At 40.8% G+C, this 16,605-nt stretch carries 16 protein-coding genes; 15 read left to right on the plus strand and 1 reads right to left on the minus strand.

Translation table 11 applies throughout. The annotated features are described in order from the left end of the window. The first annotated feature begins 19 nt into the window (after nucleotides 1–19). The 7 genes from rnr to H4J54_RS13840 all read left to right on the plus strand — a co-directional run bounded on the left by rnr (nucleotide 20) and on the right by H4J54_RS13840 (nucleotide 7,601). The gene (rnr, locus tag H4J54_RS13810; protein WP_182191564.1) at nucleotides 20–2,467 is read left to right on the plus strand and encodes a ribonuclease R; all 2,448 of its coding nucleotides are present in this window, start codon (nucleotides 20–22) and stop codon (nucleotides 2,465–2,467) included. A 78-nt stretch (nucleotides 2,468–2,545) separates the two neighbouring features. Then, entirely contained in the window at nucleotides 2,546–3,304 is a 759-nt protein-coding gene (rlmB, locus tag H4J54_RS13815) for a 23S rRNA (guanosine(2251)-2'-O)-methyltransferase RlmB (RefSeq protein WP_182191566.1), read from the plus strand. Between the two features lie 436 nt (nucleotides 3,305–3,740). Next, nucleotides 3,741–4,184: a 30S ribosomal protein S6 gene (gene rpsF / locus H4J54_RS13820; protein WP_182191569.1), complete on the plus strand. Its 444-nt coding sequence runs from the start codon at nucleotides 3,741–3,743 to the stop codon at nucleotides 4,182–4,184. A gap of 7 nt (nucleotides 4,185–4,191) precedes the next feature. Then, the gene (gene priB / locus H4J54_RS13825) at nucleotides 4,192–4,524 is read left to right on the plus strand and encodes a primosomal replication protein N (RefSeq protein ID WP_404851907.1); all 333 of its coding nucleotides are present in this window, start codon (nucleotides 4,192–4,194) and stop codon (nucleotides 4,522–4,524) included. 64 nt (nucleotides 4,525–4,588) lie between these two features. Further along, nucleotides 4,589–4,816, plus strand: a complete 228-nt coding sequence (gene rpsR, locus H4J54_RS13830) for a 30S ribosomal protein S18 (RefSeq protein ID WP_077283912.1) — start codon at nucleotides 4,589–4,591, stop codon at nucleotides 4,814–4,816. 20 nt (nucleotides 4,817–4,836) lie between these two features. Continuing rightward, nucleotides 4,837–5,289: a 50S ribosomal protein L9 gene (rplI, locus tag H4J54_RS13835; RefSeq protein ID WP_146879299.1), complete on the plus strand. Its 453-nt coding sequence runs from the start codon at nucleotides 4,837–4,839 to the stop codon at nucleotides 5,287–5,289. Nucleotides 5,290–5,750: 461 nt separating this feature from the next. Next, a complete protein-coding gene (locus tag H4J54_RS13840; RefSeq protein WP_182191571.1) occupies nucleotides 5,751–7,601 on the plus strand; it encodes an EAL domain-containing protein in 1,851 nt (616 codons plus the stop codon). Here H4J54_RS13840 and H4J54_RS13845 read toward each other — a convergent pair. Next, nucleotides 7,555–8,499 (minus strand): 1-aminocyclopropane-1-carboxylate deaminase/D-cysteine desulfhydrase, encoded by a 945-nt coding sequence (locus H4J54_RS13845; RefSeq protein WP_182191573.1) that lies wholly within the window; start codon nucleotides 8,497–8,499, stop codon nucleotides 7,555–7,557. The genes H4J54_RS13840 and H4J54_RS13845 overlap by 47 nt on opposite strands. Before the next feature lie 130 nt (nucleotides 8,500–8,629). Here H4J54_RS13845 and H4J54_RS13850 point away from each other — a divergent pair, with 130 nt between their 5' ends. Genes H4J54_RS13850 through H4J54_RS13885 form a run of 8 tightly spaced genes read left to right on the plus strand, consistent with a single transcriptional unit; the run spans nucleotide 8,630 to nucleotide 16,601 of the window. After that, the gene (locus tag H4J54_RS13850; RefSeq protein WP_182191575.1) at nucleotides 8,630–9,538 is read left to right on the plus strand and encodes an MSHA biogenesis protein MshI; all 909 of its coding nucleotides are present in this window, start codon (nucleotides 8,630–8,632) and stop codon (nucleotides 9,536–9,538) included. Continuing rightward, nucleotides 9,531–10,127 carry a PilN domain-containing protein gene (locus tag H4J54_RS13855; RefSeq protein WP_182191577.1) on the plus strand — a complete coding sequence of 199 codons (597 nt, stop codon included), beginning with the start codon at nucleotides 9,531–9,533 and terminating at the stop codon, nucleotides 10,125–10,127. Before H4J54_RS13850 ends, H4J54_RS13855 begins: the two co-directional genes overlap by 8 nt. Before the next feature lie 4 nt (nucleotides 10,128–10,131). Next, nucleotides 10,132–10,830 carry a hypothetical protein gene (locus H4J54_RS13860; protein ID WP_182191580.1) on the plus strand — a complete coding sequence of 233 codons (699 nt, stop codon included), beginning with the start codon at nucleotides 10,132–10,134 and terminating at the stop codon, nucleotides 10,828–10,830. Then, entirely contained in the window at nucleotides 10,823–11,152 is a 330-nt protein-coding gene (locus H4J54_RS13865; protein ID WP_182191582.1) for a hypothetical protein, read from the plus strand. Before H4J54_RS13860 ends, H4J54_RS13865 begins: the two co-directional genes overlap by 8 nt. Next, nucleotides 11,149–12,861: a pilus (MSHA type) biogenesis protein MshL gene (gene mshL, locus H4J54_RS13870; protein WP_259367073.1), complete on the plus strand. Its 1,713-nt coding sequence runs from the start codon at nucleotides 11,149–11,151 to the stop codon at nucleotides 12,859–12,861. The genes H4J54_RS13865 and mshL overlap by 4 nt, the downstream gene beginning before the upstream one ends. An 11-nt stretch (nucleotides 12,862–12,872) precedes the next feature. After that, complete coding sequence (locus H4J54_RS13875) at nucleotides 12,873–13,781, plus strand: ExeA family protein (RefSeq protein WP_182191584.1); 909 nt, start codon at nucleotides 12,873–12,875, stop codon at nucleotides 13,779–13,781. Next, nucleotides 13,778–14,884 carry a lipopolysaccharide assembly protein LapB gene (locus tag H4J54_RS13880; RefSeq protein ID WP_182191585.1) on the plus strand — a complete coding sequence of 369 codons (1,107 nt, stop codon included), beginning with the start codon at nucleotides 13,778–13,780 and terminating at the stop codon, nucleotides 14,882–14,884. The genes H4J54_RS13875 and H4J54_RS13880 overlap by 4 nt, the downstream gene beginning before the upstream one ends. A 1-nt stretch (nucleotide 14,885) precedes the next feature. Beyond that, complete coding sequence (locus H4J54_RS13885) at nucleotides 14,886–16,601, plus strand: GspE/PulE family protein (protein WP_182191586.1); 1,716 nt, start codon at nucleotides 14,886–14,888, stop codon at nucleotides 16,599–16,601. Nucleotides 16,602–16,605 lie beyond the last annotated feature (4 nt).

Below are 16,605 nucleotides of genomic sequence, written 5' to 3' on the forward strand. Positions count from 1 at the left end.
AAACCATTATTGAATAAATGTGACCAAAAACGACCCGCACCAACAGCGAGAAGCTGACAAATATGACAAGCCAGTAGCGAGCCGTGAGCTGCTATTGTCTCTGATCGAAAAATCAAACATCCCACCGACGTTTAAAGCCCTTGTGAGTCAATTGCAATATACTGATGACGACATGGTAGTGGGCGTGAAACATCGATTACGTGCCATGGAAAACAGTGGTCAAATTGTCTTTAATAAATTTAAGCAATATGCCATAGCAAAGCGTAGTGATGTGTTAACCGGCAAAGTTATTGGTCATCGTGATGGTTTTGGCTTTTTTTCTCCCGACAATGGTGACAAAGATTTTTATATTTCTTCTTATGAAATGAAACGGGTTATCCATGGTGATATTGCTGAAGCGATATTGCTTGATCGCAGCGATCGTAAAGGTCGTAAAGAAGTCAAAATACTTGATGTGATTAAACCTCGCACTGCCGGTGTTGTTGGGCGATTTTTTGTTGATCATCATATCGCCTGCGTGATCCCAGATGATGCTCGTATTCAACAAGAAATTCTGATCCAACCCGATAAAAAGTTAGGCGCTCGCCATGGCGAAGTCGTGGTCGTTAACATTATTCAAAGACCCACCAAGCGCTCGAACGCCGTTGGTGAAGTGATTGAAGTACTCGGTGAACACATGGCACCAGGCATGGAAATTGAAATTGCCTTGCGTGAACACGACTTGCCTAACCAGTTTTCTGCTGAAGTTATTGCCGAAGTTAGCGGTATTGCCGATGAAGTTGAAGCATCAGCAAAAGCGCCAAGAGTTGATCTACGTGATTTACCCCTAGTGACCATAGATGGCGAAGACGCCCGAGATTTTGACGATGCCGTTTATTGCCAACCCAATGCCGATGGCGGCTGGACCTTATGGGTGGCTATAGCCGATGTTAGTTATTATGTGCGTAATAAAACCGCATTAGATGAAGAAGCTATTTCTCGCGGTAATTCGGTATATTTTCCTAGCCAAGTTATTCCTATGTTGCCGGAAAAACTCTCTAATGGACTGTGTTCGTTAAACCCGGATGTTGATCGCCTTTGTATGGTTTGTGAAATGACCATCAGCGCAGCAGGAGATTTAGCGGGATCTAAATTTTATCCTGCCGTGATGAACTCTAAAGCGCGTTTCACTTATAGTAAAGTGGCGACCATCCTAGGGGTGAACCCAGAACAAAAGGATGATGACTATCGCGGGGAATTACGCACACAATACCAGGCTTTAATCCCTGATTTAGAAAATCTCAATACTATGTATCATGTGCTAGCGGCCGCTCGTACTAAACGCGGCGCTATTGCCTTTGAAACCACAGAATCACAGTTTCTCTTTAACAGCGAGAGAAAAATAGAGTCTATTGTGGCTATGGTGCGTAATGACGCGCATAAAATCATTGAAGAGTGCATGATTTTAGCCAATGTTGCGACCGCAGAGTTTATTGAAAAACATAAAAAACCCGGTTTATTCCGTGTTCATGATAAGCCTAGCGAAGATAAATATAATAATTTTATCAGCTACGTAAACGAGCTAGGGCTTGATTTATCTTCGATGGGAGAGACCAAAGCACAACCTGAACCTATGGATTATTGCCATATTTTAGAGACAATAGCTGACCGACCTGATCAAGAGCTGATTCAAACCATGCTCTTGCGCTCAATGCGCCAAGCCGTTTATCAAAGTGAAAATATAGGTCACTTTGGTTTAGCATTACCCTCGTACAGCCATTTTACTTCGCCGATACGTCGTTACCCAGATTTAGTTGTGCATCGTGTGATTAAAGCCATTTTAGATGAGCAAGCACAAGATGAAGCCAATGCTGGCGCACATAGTTATACACCGGAAGCCGTCATCGAACTGGGTGAACATTGCTCGATGACTGAACGCCGTGCTGATGACGCCACGCGTGATGTTTCTGATTGGCTAAAATGTGAATATATGCAAGATCATGTCGGCGATACTTTTACTGGTGTGATCTCAACGGTAACTAACTTTGGTTTATTTGTTCGTTTAGCCGACCTACATATCGAAGGCTTAGTACATATTACCTCGCTAGGTCATGACTATTATCATTTTGATGATGTACGTATGTGCTTAACCGGTGAAAATACCGGCGCTAAGTATCACATCGGCGATACGGTAGAAGTACAAGTTGCCGCGGTTAATCTTGATGAGAAAAAAATCGATTTAGCCTTAGCGGGTGAAAACGCCGTCACTAAACGTGCTAAACCGGCAGCAAAAGGTAAAAGCAGCGATAAGCATAAACGTGGCAAAGGCACTGCTGGCAAGTCCAAGGCAGAAGGCGAACAAGCTAAGCCAAATAAAAAGTCAGCTAAACCTGATGATAAAGCCAGTGACAAAACCACGACTAAAGCCAAAAAGCGCAAGGCGAGAAAAAAACGTCCGGGTAAAAATGCCCGTAAAACAACCGATTAGTCATATAGTGGCTGTGTTAGCAAATATAATGCAGACAAGCTTTTAAAGTAATTAATTAATAGAGAAAGAAATAAGTTTATGGCAAAGCAAGAAGAATTAGTATTTGGCATTCATGCTGTAAAAGCCTTGATTGAAAATGCACCTGAAAGATTTATTGAGTTATGGCTACTAAAAGGTCGTGAAGACGACCGGTTAATGCCGATTATTAACTTAGCGCAACAATACGGCATACCTGCACAAATGGCGAGCCGTAAAGTACTGGATGATAAAAGTGAAGGTGATCAGCACCAAGGTGTTGTGGCACGTGTTAAACCAGGAAAAGTCTTCACTGAAGCCGATTTAGATGACATTCTTGCTGAGGCAGCAGGTAAAGAACAAGCACCATTTTTATTGATTTTAGATGGCGTGACTGACCCACATAACTTAGGCGCATGTTTACGAAATGCTGATGCTGCGGGTGTGCAGGCGATTATTGTGCCCAAAGATAATGCCGCTCGCTTGAGTGCAATCGTACGAAAAGTCGCCGTTGGTGCAGCAGAAGCTGTGCCTTTAGTGCAAGTGACTAATTTATCAAGAACCATGAAAGCGTTACAACAAGCGGGTGTATGGATTATTGGCACAGCCGGCGAAACCGAGACTTGTCTTTATGATGTCAAATTGGCTGGGCCAATGGCCTTAGTGATGGGAGCAGAAGGTAAAGGCATGCGCCGTTTAACTCGGGAGAATTGCGACCAATTGGTTAAGCTACCTATGGCGGGTAGCGTCTCAAGCTTAAACGTCTCAGTGGCAACCGGTATTTGCTTATTTGAAATTGTACGACAACGTCTAACGCATTGAGTATTAACTCCAAGCTGAATTTTTTCGTCCTGATGAATTTAGCTTGAAGTGCTTTTGTTTGATCTGCTCCTAGCCCTAACCCACATAAATACTGCTTTGTGCGGGTTAGTTCATGCTTGCTAGTCTTTCCTGCGCCATTATTACTTGTCTCATTAAGTATCAACATTCTGCAAATATTGACTCACCATAAGTAAAAACAGCCTTTGAAGCGGACAAGTTTTAGCTCTATTAGGCTAGTTGCATCTGTACCTAAACCACTCAAGTTGATGAATTTTAAGTTTAAAATTAAATAAAAAAACTATATACAGCATCTTCTTGCCTTTTTTGCTCATTTTCCCTACAATGTGCCTCCTTAATTCAGCCTGAACTTTTGTTCCTTGCCTCAACTGGTGTTGGCTGAGCCAGACAATGAGGCTACAACCGTAAGGAGCTCGTAATGCGTCATTACGAAATCGTATTTATGGTTCACCCTGATCAGAGTGAACAAGTACCAGCTATGATTCAGCGTTACAGTGACATCGTCACTAATGCTGAAGGCAAAATCCACCGTCTTGAAGACTGGGGCCGTCGCCAATTAGCTTACCCAATCAATAAATTGCACAAAGCACACTATGTTTTAATTAACATTGAAGCGCCTCAAGTAGCTATTGATGAACTAGAAACTTCTTTCCGTTACAACGATGTAGTTATTCGTAACATGATTATGCGCACTAAAGACGCGGTTACTGAAGCTTCAGCTATGGCTGTTGCTAAAGAAGACCGTCGTGATGAGCGTCGCGAAGTGAAGAAAGAGGTTACAGAAGCACCAGCTACTGAAGCACCAGTTGTTGAAGCACCAGTTGCTGAAGCACCAGCAGAAGAAGCTGCGAGCGAAGAATAAGTAACCTGTGACCAACTCTCTGCCTATGAATAATAGCCAAGAGAATTGCTTGGTGTTAACCGGACAGGTGCTAAAAGTACCTAAAACGTCAACCAGCCCAGCGGGTATTCAACATTGTCAGTTTTCAATGGACCACAAGTCCATACAAAATGAGGCGGGCATGAACAGACAAGCGTTTGTTCGAATACAAGTTGTTGCAACAGGTAAAGTGTCACAACACTTAACTCGTGATTTAATTGAAGGCTGTAATGTTAAAGTGACTGGTTTTATAAACCGTCATGAATCTAGAAACGGAAATCCGCTTTTAGTATTACATGCCCAACAAATTGAAATGATTTAATTTAGGCTATTTTTATTTAACGGTGTTTTCACCTTAATAACTTAAGCCATATTAGGAGAAATCCATGTCTCGTTTTTTTAGACGTCGCAAGTTCTGCCGCTTTTCAGCGGAAGGTGCTGCTGCAATCGATTATAAAGATACAGCTGTACTAAAAAACTATATCACTGAAAGTGGTAAAATTGTTCCTAGCCGTATTACTGGTACAAGTGCTAAATATCAACGTCAACTTGGTCGTGCGATCAAGCGTGCTCGTTACTTAGCATTGTTGCCATATACTGATTTACATAAGTAACCTAATAAGGGGTTTTGAAAATGGAAGTAATACTTCTTGATAAAATCGCCAAATTAGGCGGCCTTGGTGACAAGGTAACAGTTAAATCTGGTTACGCTCGTAACTTTTTACTACCTAAGGGCAAAGCTGTTTTTGCCTCTAAAGCAAACGTTGAGCACTTTGAAGCTCGTCGCGCTGACTTAGAGACTAAACTAGCTGAGCAACTAACTGCTGCACAAGCACGTGCGACTAAATTAACTGAATTAGCTGAAATCACTATCGCTTCTAAAGCCGGTGATGAAGGTAAATTATTTGGTTCAATTGGTACTCGTGATATTGCTGATGCAATCACTGAAGCTGGTGTTAAAGTTGTTAAAGCTGAAGTACGTTTACCATTAGGTAGCATCCGTGAAACAGGTGAATTCGATATCGTAATTCACGTGCACAACGATGTAGATGCAACAATTAAAGTTGTTGTTATTGCTCAAGCTTAATTGCCTTAAGTAATCATCTATTGAAAACCCTGAATTCGTGATGAGTTCAGGGTTTTTTTATGTGTAAAAGGTTAGCTATTTATAAATCAATTATCCACAATAGCTTGTCAATAAAATGCCAGCAAGCAGTTTTATTACCATTAAAATAAAGTAGTTAAAGAAAAGTTATCAACAAAAAACTAAAAATATATTGATTTTTTTATGGTCTACAATTAGTTTAATTAGCTTGATATAATACAAGCTATTAAAAGAATGTAGTTATACCCAATTGATTAATTACCTGTTTACTTTAATGGTTAAAATGAAAAAAATATGGCGTTATAAAATCTATAAGTAGCAAAACTTCTGATTAAATTTTATGCTAGTGGTTTACCCATTTTTACATAAAACAGTAGATGACTTAATTAATCAAATTGATTTTAAGTGGCTCTTAAAAAAACTTATTTAGCAATGGAGTGCTCATGTTGGCAAAGGCTAAACTAATAGAACAACTGAAGATAAAATCCCTATTTATGATAATGGTAGTACTTTATCTGTTGGTTTGTGTTTTTTCGGTGCTAGCGGTTTACCAAGCGCAGAATAGCCAACACCATACCCTAGAAGCATTAGCGCTCAATAACCAGCAATTAGAAAATATTGCCAGTAAAACCGCTTTATTGAAGACAAATTTTGCTCGACTAGTACTAAAAAAAGAAGGTAATTCCCGCCAGTTAGCTATTACTAACACTCGCTGGTATCTAAGTTTTCAACAGCCCATTTATCTAGTATTTACCTCGCCATTACACCTTTTCTTCACCCTAGTATTATTTGTCATTGGCTGGCTAGTGCAAAAAAAACTGCAGGAAGAGTTAGTCATCAAGCTTAAACCTTTACGACAATTGGAGCGTTGGGCCAGTGTCACTCTAATGCAGGGCTCGTCTAATGCACTTGCTATTGATAACTCATCGCAAGAGATAGAAACTATTACCTTGGCCATTCGTCAATTACAGCAACAAATAAATGACAATGCCGCTAATGATATTGCTTGGGATCAAAGTATTCGAGCTAGCGCTTTACTGGATCAAGAAACCCGTATTGGTAACCGAGCTTTTTTCGATAATAGATTACAAGCCTTGCTTAAAGAGGATGATGCCCAAGGGGCAGTGTTTTTGATCCAATTTAAAGAAATAGACTTGGTACAAAACTTATACGGCTATCAGCAAGCCATGTCGCTTTTATTAACCCTTATTCAAGTCACTAAGCAAAGATTACAAGACCAGCCCGGCTATTTTCTTGCGCGGCACAGTGATGATGAGCTATCGGTGTTAATACCGAATGTTTTCATTAAGGATGTTGAGAAATTAGCGGATCTATTATTGAAAAAATTAGCCAGTGTAGTGATGCCGGTCGGGATCAATCAAGAAGAGTTTGTTCACATCGGCATCAGTTATTTTGGTGCTGAACAAGTACCCTATCAAATAATGTCAGAAGCCGATATGGCGTTACGTGCGGCACAGTTACAAGGGCCCTCTCAATGGTTTATGTTTGAAGCGGGTGAGTTAGCTGTCGTCAAAGCGAAAGGGTCATTAAAATGGCGAACCTTGCTCAATGCCGCGATAAACGGCAATGGTTTTGTCATATTTTTTCAGCCTGTTATTGCCAGTGATAGTGCTAAAGTGCTGCATCATGAAGTGCTATCAAAAGTTAAAGATAAAAATGGCACTTTAATCAGTGCCCGTGTTTTCTTTCCCATGGCACAAAAATGTGGACTCATGGTGCAAATAGATTTACTCATCCTTGTACAAGTTTGTCGTATGTTAACGGCCAAAAAAGCCCAACAAAATAAGTGTAGTATTAATATTTCAATAGACTCGCTGTTATCAGTTGGGTTTGCGGAGAAATTTATCTCAATATTGAGCAGCTTCCCTGAAGTCAAAGACCAGCTAATGATTGAAATTAGCGAGTATCAGTTAGTTAATCATTTGTCAAAATTACAACCCACGTTAGCCGCTTTAAGCACGGCAGGGGTGAAAATAATCGCTGACAAAGTGGGTCAATATGTTGTCAGTGCTCGTTATATTAATATTTATCCTATCTATGCGATGAAATTACATCGTAGTATTGTAATAGACATAGATAAAAAAATAGAAAACCAAGTATTTATTCAAAGTTTGAAAACCCTAGCCGCAGCTAAAAACATTCCGGTTTACGCCTTAGGGGTTGAAAAACAAGCCGAATGGCGTGCTTTACTGCAACTGGGTATAAAAGGTGGTCAAGGCCACTTTTTTACTGAACCTGTGGCACAGGCAGTACAGGCCATTGCGCTGGATTAAGTAAACCTCGTTCAAACATGCCAGCGAGACCTTGCAAGCCACCTGTATGCAGCAGCACAATACGATGATACGCGGGGAAATAACCCGACTTAATAAGTTCAAGTAGCGCTAAAATCATTTTCCCTGAATAAACCGGTTCAAAATCAATACCGACTATGTCATTAAAATGGCGTATTTCTTTTGCATCTTGCGCACTAAACTTAGCGTAACCACCCCGATGAAATTGATGCGCTATTTGCCAGTTTTGCTGATCTTTATCGCTGGACGGTAATAACGCCTTTACTTCATCTTCAAGATAACCTTGTTGTTTTAGTACCGCTATGCCTAAGAGATTATGTTGTGATTGGTCGCCAATAATAAGCCCTGCCAAGGTACCACCACTACCGACCGGGGTTATAATGGTATCAAATTCACTTTGTAGTTTTAGCTCATCAATCACTTCAGCAACACCGGTTAACGCGAGCGTATTACTGCCACCTTCAGGAATAATAAAGTGGTTAGGGTATTGCTGCTGCAACTGTTGTAAGTAGCCGTCTTCAGAGCGCAGCCGATAGGTTTTTCGATCAACAAAAGATAACTGCATGCCCCAATGCTTAGCCCAGGCTAGCGTATAATTGTCTTGATTGTGTTCTTCGCCACGAATAATGCCAATAACAGGCAATTGCTGCTGTTGGCAAGCGAACGCACAAGCATGAATATGATTTGAAAAACAACCGCCAAAAGTTATAACACCGTCAGCACCAATAGATTTTGCGTAGCGTAAGTTGTATTTGAGTTTGCGCCATTTATTACCAGAAATAACGTGATGAATTTGATCATCACGCTTAACCTGTACGGTTATTTTATGCTGAGTAAAAAGAGGATGAGTAATAGTTTGTAATGCTGAAAAAGTAGGCATGAATTTTGCTCATTATTTTGTATCTTATTTTGCATCTTAAGGCATGAAGTAATGAAAATACTTGCACCGAGTATAGAATCAGCGATAATAGTTTTATGATCAAAACTAAACAAAATAATAATATCGCTTAATGTCTATTATTACACGTATAAAAAATGCGTTCTCAAAAGTAAAATCCACGGACTTGATTGGTGTCGCTTTGCGACAGCAATCTATTAGTTATTTCGTTAGAAAGGCTAATGAAAGTAAAGGTGAAGTTTTTGAAAATAAAGGCAATGCAATTGCAAAAGCACTAAAGGCTTTGCTAAGTGTTGAACCCTTGTCAGGACAATGTCATTTAGTGTTGGCACACGCTCATTCGCAAATTGTACAAGTAGATAAGCCTAATGTGCCAGATGCCGAAATAAAGGCTGCGTTAAAATGGCAAATAAAAGACTTGGTCAGTATAGCACCTGACAATATGATGTTGGATTACTTCGATGGCCCAACGTTAGCCGGGGGGCATGAAAAAATTAATGTTGTTTGCGTAGCTAAAAATGATCTGATGGCGCTGGTCTCCATATTCAACGATGCACAACTCAATATAAATAGTATAACGACTGAAGAGTTTGCCTTTGCAAGCTTACTGCCATTGCAAGAAGACGCCGTCCTGTTTGTTTGCCAGCAGCCTAATGAAGAAATAAATCTTTTAATTGTTAAAGGCGGCCAACTATTTTTCAGTCGACGCTTGCGTGGTTTTTCACAAATTGCCAATAAAAGTGAAGATGAATTAACTATGGGTATTATCGACTCTCTGAGTTTAGAGATTCAACGTTCCACCGATTACTTTGAGCGACAATTAAAACAAGCGCCAATCAAAACGATTGAAATTTTGCTACCCGTGGAACAAGAAGCATTTTTAGCCCGTCAGTTGGCACAGAACACCAATGTAGAGGTTAAATTGTTTGCTATGCCAGAGACATTAGAAAGCCTTCGAGGCAGCGCCGTCGCTATTGGCGCAACACAGTTAAATTTTATGGAGCCAAATCAAGATGGCTAAATATTCAATAAACTTATTGCAGGCTGAACTGCAAACAGTGAAAGCGTTATGGACACTCAACCGTGTTGTAGCATTATGGGGAACGACTCTAGTGGTTATGCTCGGGTTGATTTTTATTGTGCAACTGCAAGTGAGTAACTTAACAACAGAATTTGCAACAGCAAAATCTTTCAATAGTCAGCAAAAACTACAGTTACAAAATTTAGAATCGGCCATTAGTAATAATCGCCAAGACAGTGAGTTACTAGCGCAACTCAATACCATTAAGCTAGTGATTGCAAATAAACAGCATTTACACCAACAATTAACCGACCCAACAAAAACCTATAGTGCCGGTTTCTCTAAAGCGATGGAAGAATTGGCAGCGTTGCACGATAATAATATTAGCTTACAAAAAGTTAATATTGGTCATGGTAATATGACTTTTTCAGGTCTTGCACGTACACCTGACGCCGTACCTAATTGGTTATCTGGTTTTGAATCATCAACATTTCTTTCAGGTCAGCGATTTATTAATTTTTCTTTAACGGAAAATGAACAAAAATTAACTGAGTTTGTGGTTAGCTCTGCACAAAGTGAAGGGGAGTAGCACCATGGCACAGTGGTTGGCTTACAGTGAGAAATTCAGCAATACCACACCACGTGAGCAATATTTAATTATTGCTAGCGGTTTAGTGGCCATAATATTCATCTTGTATAGTTTGTTCTTGGAGGCAGCAATTCAGCGTGTTGAGCAGCTTAATAAACAAGTAGTACATACTGAGCAAAACAATAAAAACAATCAGGATTCGATCCAAGTATTAGAGCAAGCATTAAGTGAAGACCCTAATGTTGCTTTGCGAAAACAGTTATTACAATATCAAGCTAAACTTGGTGGTATTGACGAGAGGTTGCTCACGTTAACCTCTGATTTAATTGACCCTATTCAAATGCGTTATGCCTTGATTAAACTATTAAAGTTACAAAAAGGCGTTAAATTACTTTCATTTAAAGTGCTCCCCGCCCGTGCGGTTACACAAAGCAAAACTAAGCCTGCAACTGATAAAATAGCAAGCGCGACCGTTGGTGACATCAAGGCACAGGCCCAACAATTACAGTTATATCGTCATGGCATTAACATTAAACTGCAAGGGCAATATTTTCAGTTAAAAGACTATTTAACCCAATTAGAGCGTTTGTCTTGGACATTTTTTTGGCAAGAATTTGACTATCAACTAAAAGTGTATCCAGTAAGTGAGCTAGAAATTGAAATTTATAGCTTAAGTACAGCACAGGAGTTTATTGGTGTATAAAATTATACTCGTTGCATTACTGCTATTTTTGCCTCAATACGCAAATAGTCAACAGGTTGATCCCACCAAACCTTTTGGTGCAGTAGCCTCAGTATCCACTACCACTAATAGTAGCGAAAAGAGCACAAGGTTAGTTTTGCAGTCAGTGATCAAAAGTAATAACAACAAAAAAGCGATTATTAACGGTCAAGTCCTTAATATCGGTGATAAATATAAAGGCTTTGCATTGATTGCAATCAATGCCAATGGGGTGGTATTAGATTCGCCACAAGGTAGAATGGAATTATCATTATTTTCCAGTGTTATAGCGAACTCACAATGAAAAAAGCATATAAAAATAAAAAGCACGCAATGAAATTGTTATGTTGTTCAGCAGTACTGGCATTGGTGGGTTGTCAATCAGCGCCAAAACCGCCCACTGATGTAACACAAGCATTAGACAAAGCGATTGCTCAAGCCAATCAGCCGGCAGCGCCTAAACCACTGCAAGCTTTACCCAACTCTGTTCGTCAAGAGCTTATGCAAAAAGAAACTCAACAAGCCCGTCATGGCTTATTAGCCGAAAAACGCCTAGAAATTGCCGCTAGTGGTGTTGCCGCTGAGCAGTTTTTAGCCGCTATTGTTGATGATTCACCTTACAGCATCGCGGTTCATCCTGACGTGAGTGGTACCATCACCCTGAATTTAAAAAATGTTACCTTAGATGAAACTCTTGACGTGATTGAGTCACTCTATGGCTATGATATTCGCCGTGAAGGCCGCGTTATTCAAGTGTATCCAGCGGGTATTCGCACTGAAACTATTCCATTAGACTACTTGTATGTTAAACGCAGCGGTATCTCTAGTACTAGTGTCAACTCTGGTGGTGTTTCTGGCAATAGTTCCAGTGGTGGCAGTGGTAATAGCGGCAACAGCGGTGGCAATAGCGGCAACAGCGGTGGCAATAGTGGCAACAGCGGTGGCAATAGCGATAGCAGTAATCAAGGCGGTGGTACTAGTAGTGGTGTCAATATTTATACTGAAAATGAATCTGATTTTTGGTCTGAATTAAAAGAAACATTAACCGTGTTGGTTGGCAGTGAAAATGGTCGCTCTGTGATTGTATCTCCCCAAGCTGGCCTGATTACCATTAAAGCCATGCCTGCTGAGATAACCGCAGTTAAACGCTTTATTGAAAGTACCGAAGAGCATTTACGCCGTCAGGTAATTATTGAAGCGAAAATAATGGAAGTGACCTTAAATGACGACTATCAACAAGGCGTAAAGTGGGATCAAGTGCTAGGGCACATTGAAAGCACTAACATTGATTTTTCAACAACGGGCAATATTGCAGGTAATGCGATTGCCTCGGCCATTGGTGGCGTAACAAACTTAAGCTTCCTCAATAAAGACTTCAGTGGTGTGATTGAATTATTATCAACACAAGGTAATGTGCAGGTACTTTCTAGCCCGAGAATTACCGCCACTAACAATCAAAAAGCCATCATCAAAGTCGGTGAAGACGAGTATTTTGTTACTGATGTTTCCAGCACAACCACCACAGGTACTTCAACCACAACGACACCTGAAATTGATTTAACGCCTTTCTTTTCAGGTATTGCTCTTGATGTAACGCCGCAAATTGATGCTGATGGTGAAGTTATTCTGCATGTTCATCCATCGGTCACTATCACGGATGAGCAAACAAAAACTATCCGTTTAAGTGATCAAGATATTATCTTGCCACTGGCACAAAGCAGTGTGCGTGAATCTGATACCATTATTCGCGCTAAATCAGGTGAAATTGTTGTCATTGGTGGTCTGATTGAAACCCGTAAAGTTGACTTAGAGTCTAAAACACCTTTCTTTGGTGATATTCCACTTGTCGGGGCATTATTTAAGAGCAAAAGTGAATCGGTACAAAAGAAAGAATTGGTTATTTTACTTAAACCTATTGTTATTGGCCAAGACACTTGGAAAAATCAATTACAAGATGCACGGGCGTTATTAAAACAGTGGTTCCCTGAAGATGCAGACGCAGCTAGTAATTAAGTTATAATCCTATGTATTTTAATCATTTTGGCTTAAGGGAGTTACCCTTTACCCTGACCCCAAATACCAATTTTTATTTAGGCTTAGAATCTCACAACGAGGCACTAGCTGTGCTGTTTACCGCGCTAAAAACCGGTGAAGGTTTTATTAAAGTGGTGGGTGAAGTGGGTACAGGTAAAACCTTAATATGCCGCAAATTGTTAAATGAAATACCGGATAATTTTGTTACCGCTTATATTCCCAACCCCTATTTAGAACCTGATGAGTTACGCCGTGCGGTAGCGGTTGAGTTAGGTGTTCAACAGGCACAAAGTATGTCGGTGCAGCTGTTAACTCAACGTATTCAGCAACGATTAGTAGAGTTAAACAGTCAAGGTAATTCAGTGGTACTGATTCTCGATGAAGCGCAAGCGCTACCGGGTGAGAGTCTTGAGGCATTGCGCTTATTTACCAATATTGAAACCGAAACCCGCAAATTATTACAAGTGGTTTTATTTGCTCAGCCAGAGTTAGATGAAAGATTGGCTGAAAAGGCCTTTCGGCAATTGAAACAACGTATTACATTTTCTTATAAATTGCGCCCGATGAATACCTTTGAGGTTGAACATTATATTCAACATAGATTACAAGTAGCGGGCCATAACGGCGCCCCTTTATTTAGTCGGGCTTTGGCAAAAAAAGTGGCTAAGGTCAGTGGCGGTATTCCAAGGCTGGTTAATATTATTTGCCATAAAATGCTAATGCTTGCTTATGGCGAAGGTCGTTATCAACTCACCAATAAACATTTAAGCCGAGCCATAGAAGATACTGAAGGTATGCAAGAAAAAACAGCAGGAAAATTTTATCTCATGAGCTTATTAATTGTCACCGTTTTGGCTGGCTTATACTTTTTCTGGGATATTTTGGGGACCTTGTTATGAGTGTCATTAACCAAATGTTAAAAGATTTAGATAAGCGTCAAAGCGAGCAGCAAAATGCGGCTAAGCTAGCTGTTTCTGGGCCAACAAAAAACTCAAATACTCAGCTGATTATAGTCATAGTTACTGTGATTATTATGTTGAATGTGGCGGGCCTATTTGGCTGGCAACTTTACAGTGAAAACCAGCAATTAAGAATGCAAGTACAGCAAGAAACTATCAGGCTGGCCACAGAAAAAAATTTAGCCACAACCCAGCACAATAAAATATCTGCTCCCAAGCTAGCAGAAGCAAAAGCGCCAATAGCTATGGTGGCATCAAGCTTGCCAAGCCCTAAAGATAACAGCGCCTTGGCGAGTAATCTCCAGCAACAAAATGAACAAAAAGGCAACAGCATAGCCGCGAAAATGACAGAAAAAAATTCCGTAGCTGTAAAACCCTCGCCGCTTCAAGTCGACGATAATAGCATTGCACCTGAGCCGGTTAATGAAACGCTTAAAGCTAAGTCAAGTTTAACTATTTCCCGCAGACAATTATCACCACAAGCCTTGGCAGCCAATAAAATTTCTGAAGCTGAACAAGCCATGGAACGCAATAATCTAGCTAAAGCTGAAGCGTTATTTGAAGAAGTGCTGCTCGTTATGCCTGAGCATGAAACCGCACGTAAACAGTTGGCGGCGTTATGGTACGGTAAAAAGTCTTATCGAGATGCGATTAACCTCTTATCGCAAGGTATTGCACTCGCACCACAAGCACAAGAAATGCGTTTAATGAGTGCTCGAATATACTACCAACAAGGTCAGGCAAGGCAGGCATACAATATATTAGGGCCAATAAAAGCCATTAATAGTGCCGAGATACAAACACTATTAGCTAACACCTCGGCAGAACTTAATGAGCATAACAGTGCCATTACCGCTTACCGAAAATTAATCACATTAGAGCCTGATGTAGGTCGATGGTGGTTAGGCGTTGCCGTCTCATTGGATAGTCTGGGCAATTTTGTGCCCGCAAGAGACGCTTATAAGCAAGCAATAGCACGCAATAATTTATCTAGCAGTGCGACGAAATTTGCTCGAGAACGCCTGATAGAGTTAGGAGAATAATATGGCAGCACCTAAATTAAAGATGCGTTTGGGCGATTTACTGGTTTACGAAAACATTATCAGTAATGAGCAACTGATGGAGGCGTTAAGCAGCCAAAAAACCAGCGGCCGAAAACTCGGTGGTGCTTTAATTGAACTAGGCCATATTAACGAACGACAACTACTCGAGTTTTTTGCCCAACAACTCGATGTGCCTTTTTTAGATATCAGCCAACGTAGAATTCCAGATGAAGTGGCGTTATTGTTACCTGAGGTGCACGCACGACGTCTACGCGCCATTGTTATTGAAGACCAAGGCGACTCTGTGCTCATTGGCATGAGCGATCCTGCTGATTTAAGTGCCCTTGACCAACTAGAGCAAATGTTAGCACCAAAACGTTTAAACCTGGCTGTGGTGATGGAGTCGCAACTCTTCAATGCCTTTGATGGTTTGTATCGACGCACCGCAGATATAGAGTCGTTCGCGAGTCAATTAGAGGAAGAATATGATCAAAGTAATAACTTTGATATGTCAAACAACTTCCTTGAAGAAGGCGGTGATGCAACCGTTGGCAAGTTATTGCAGTCAGTGTTTGAAGATGCCGTGCAAATGCGCGCCTCTGATATTCATATTGAACCCGATGAAAACGCTCTGCGCATTCGCCAGCGTATTGATGGCGTGCTGCAAGAAAATATCTTAAAAGAAAATAAAATTGCCTCTGCCATGGTCTTACGCTTAAAACTCATGGCCGGCTTAGACATCTCAGAAAAGCGTTTACCACAAGATGGGCGTTTTAATTTAAAAATTAATGGCCATAATATTGATGTGCGTATGTCAACCATGCCAGTGCAATATGGTGAGTCTGTTGTTATGCGTTTACTGGATCAGTCAGCGGGTTTACTGTCGCTCGATGAAACCGGTATGCCAGAAGACTTTGTTAAACGCATTCGTCATCAAATTTCACGACCACACGGCATGGTGCTGGTTACTGGCCCAACCGGTAGTGGTAAAACCACCACCTTGTATGCGGCATTAAGTGAACTGAATAAAGCCAGTAAGAAGATCATCACAGCAGAAGACCCAGTAGAATATCGCTTGCCGCGTGTTAATCAGGTACAAATCAATAGTAAAATTAATCTAACTTTTTCTACTGTATTACGTACCGCCTTACGACAAGATCCTGACATTCTTATGGTGGGTGAGATGCGCGATCAAGAAACGGTAGAAATTGGCTTACGAGGCGCATTAACCGGTCACTTAGTGTTATCAACACTACATACCAATGATGCCATCACCAGTGCGTTACGTCTTTTAGATATGGGGGCGGCAGGATTTTTAGTCGGCAGTTCGCTGCGCGCTATTATCGCTCAGCGCTTAGTCCGTAAAGTGTGTGAAAGTTGCCGTCAAGCTTATCAACCCGAACAACAAGAAATTATGTGGCTGTCTCATCTGGTTGACGAGGATATTAATGCCCTTAATTTTAGCCATGGTCGAGGTTGTCAAACCTGCCAATACACTGGATATAAAGGCCGTATTGGTGTTTTTGAGTTATTAGAAATGAATGAGCCCATGATGGCGGCGTTAAAGCGTGATGACACCGAAGCTTTCACCCAAGCCGCTAAACAACATCCAGGGTTCAGGCCTTTAGCCTTAGCCGCATTCGACTACGCTAAACTGGGTGTCACCAGTGTTGAAGAAGTACTGCGTTTAGTAGAAACCGTTGATGTCACAGGATAAGCCA

This window comes from Colwellia sp. MB3u-8 (genome assembly GCF_014076985.1).
Classification (GTDB): Bacteria; Pseudomonadota; Gammaproteobacteria; order Enterobacterales; family Alteromonadaceae; genus Cognaticolwellia.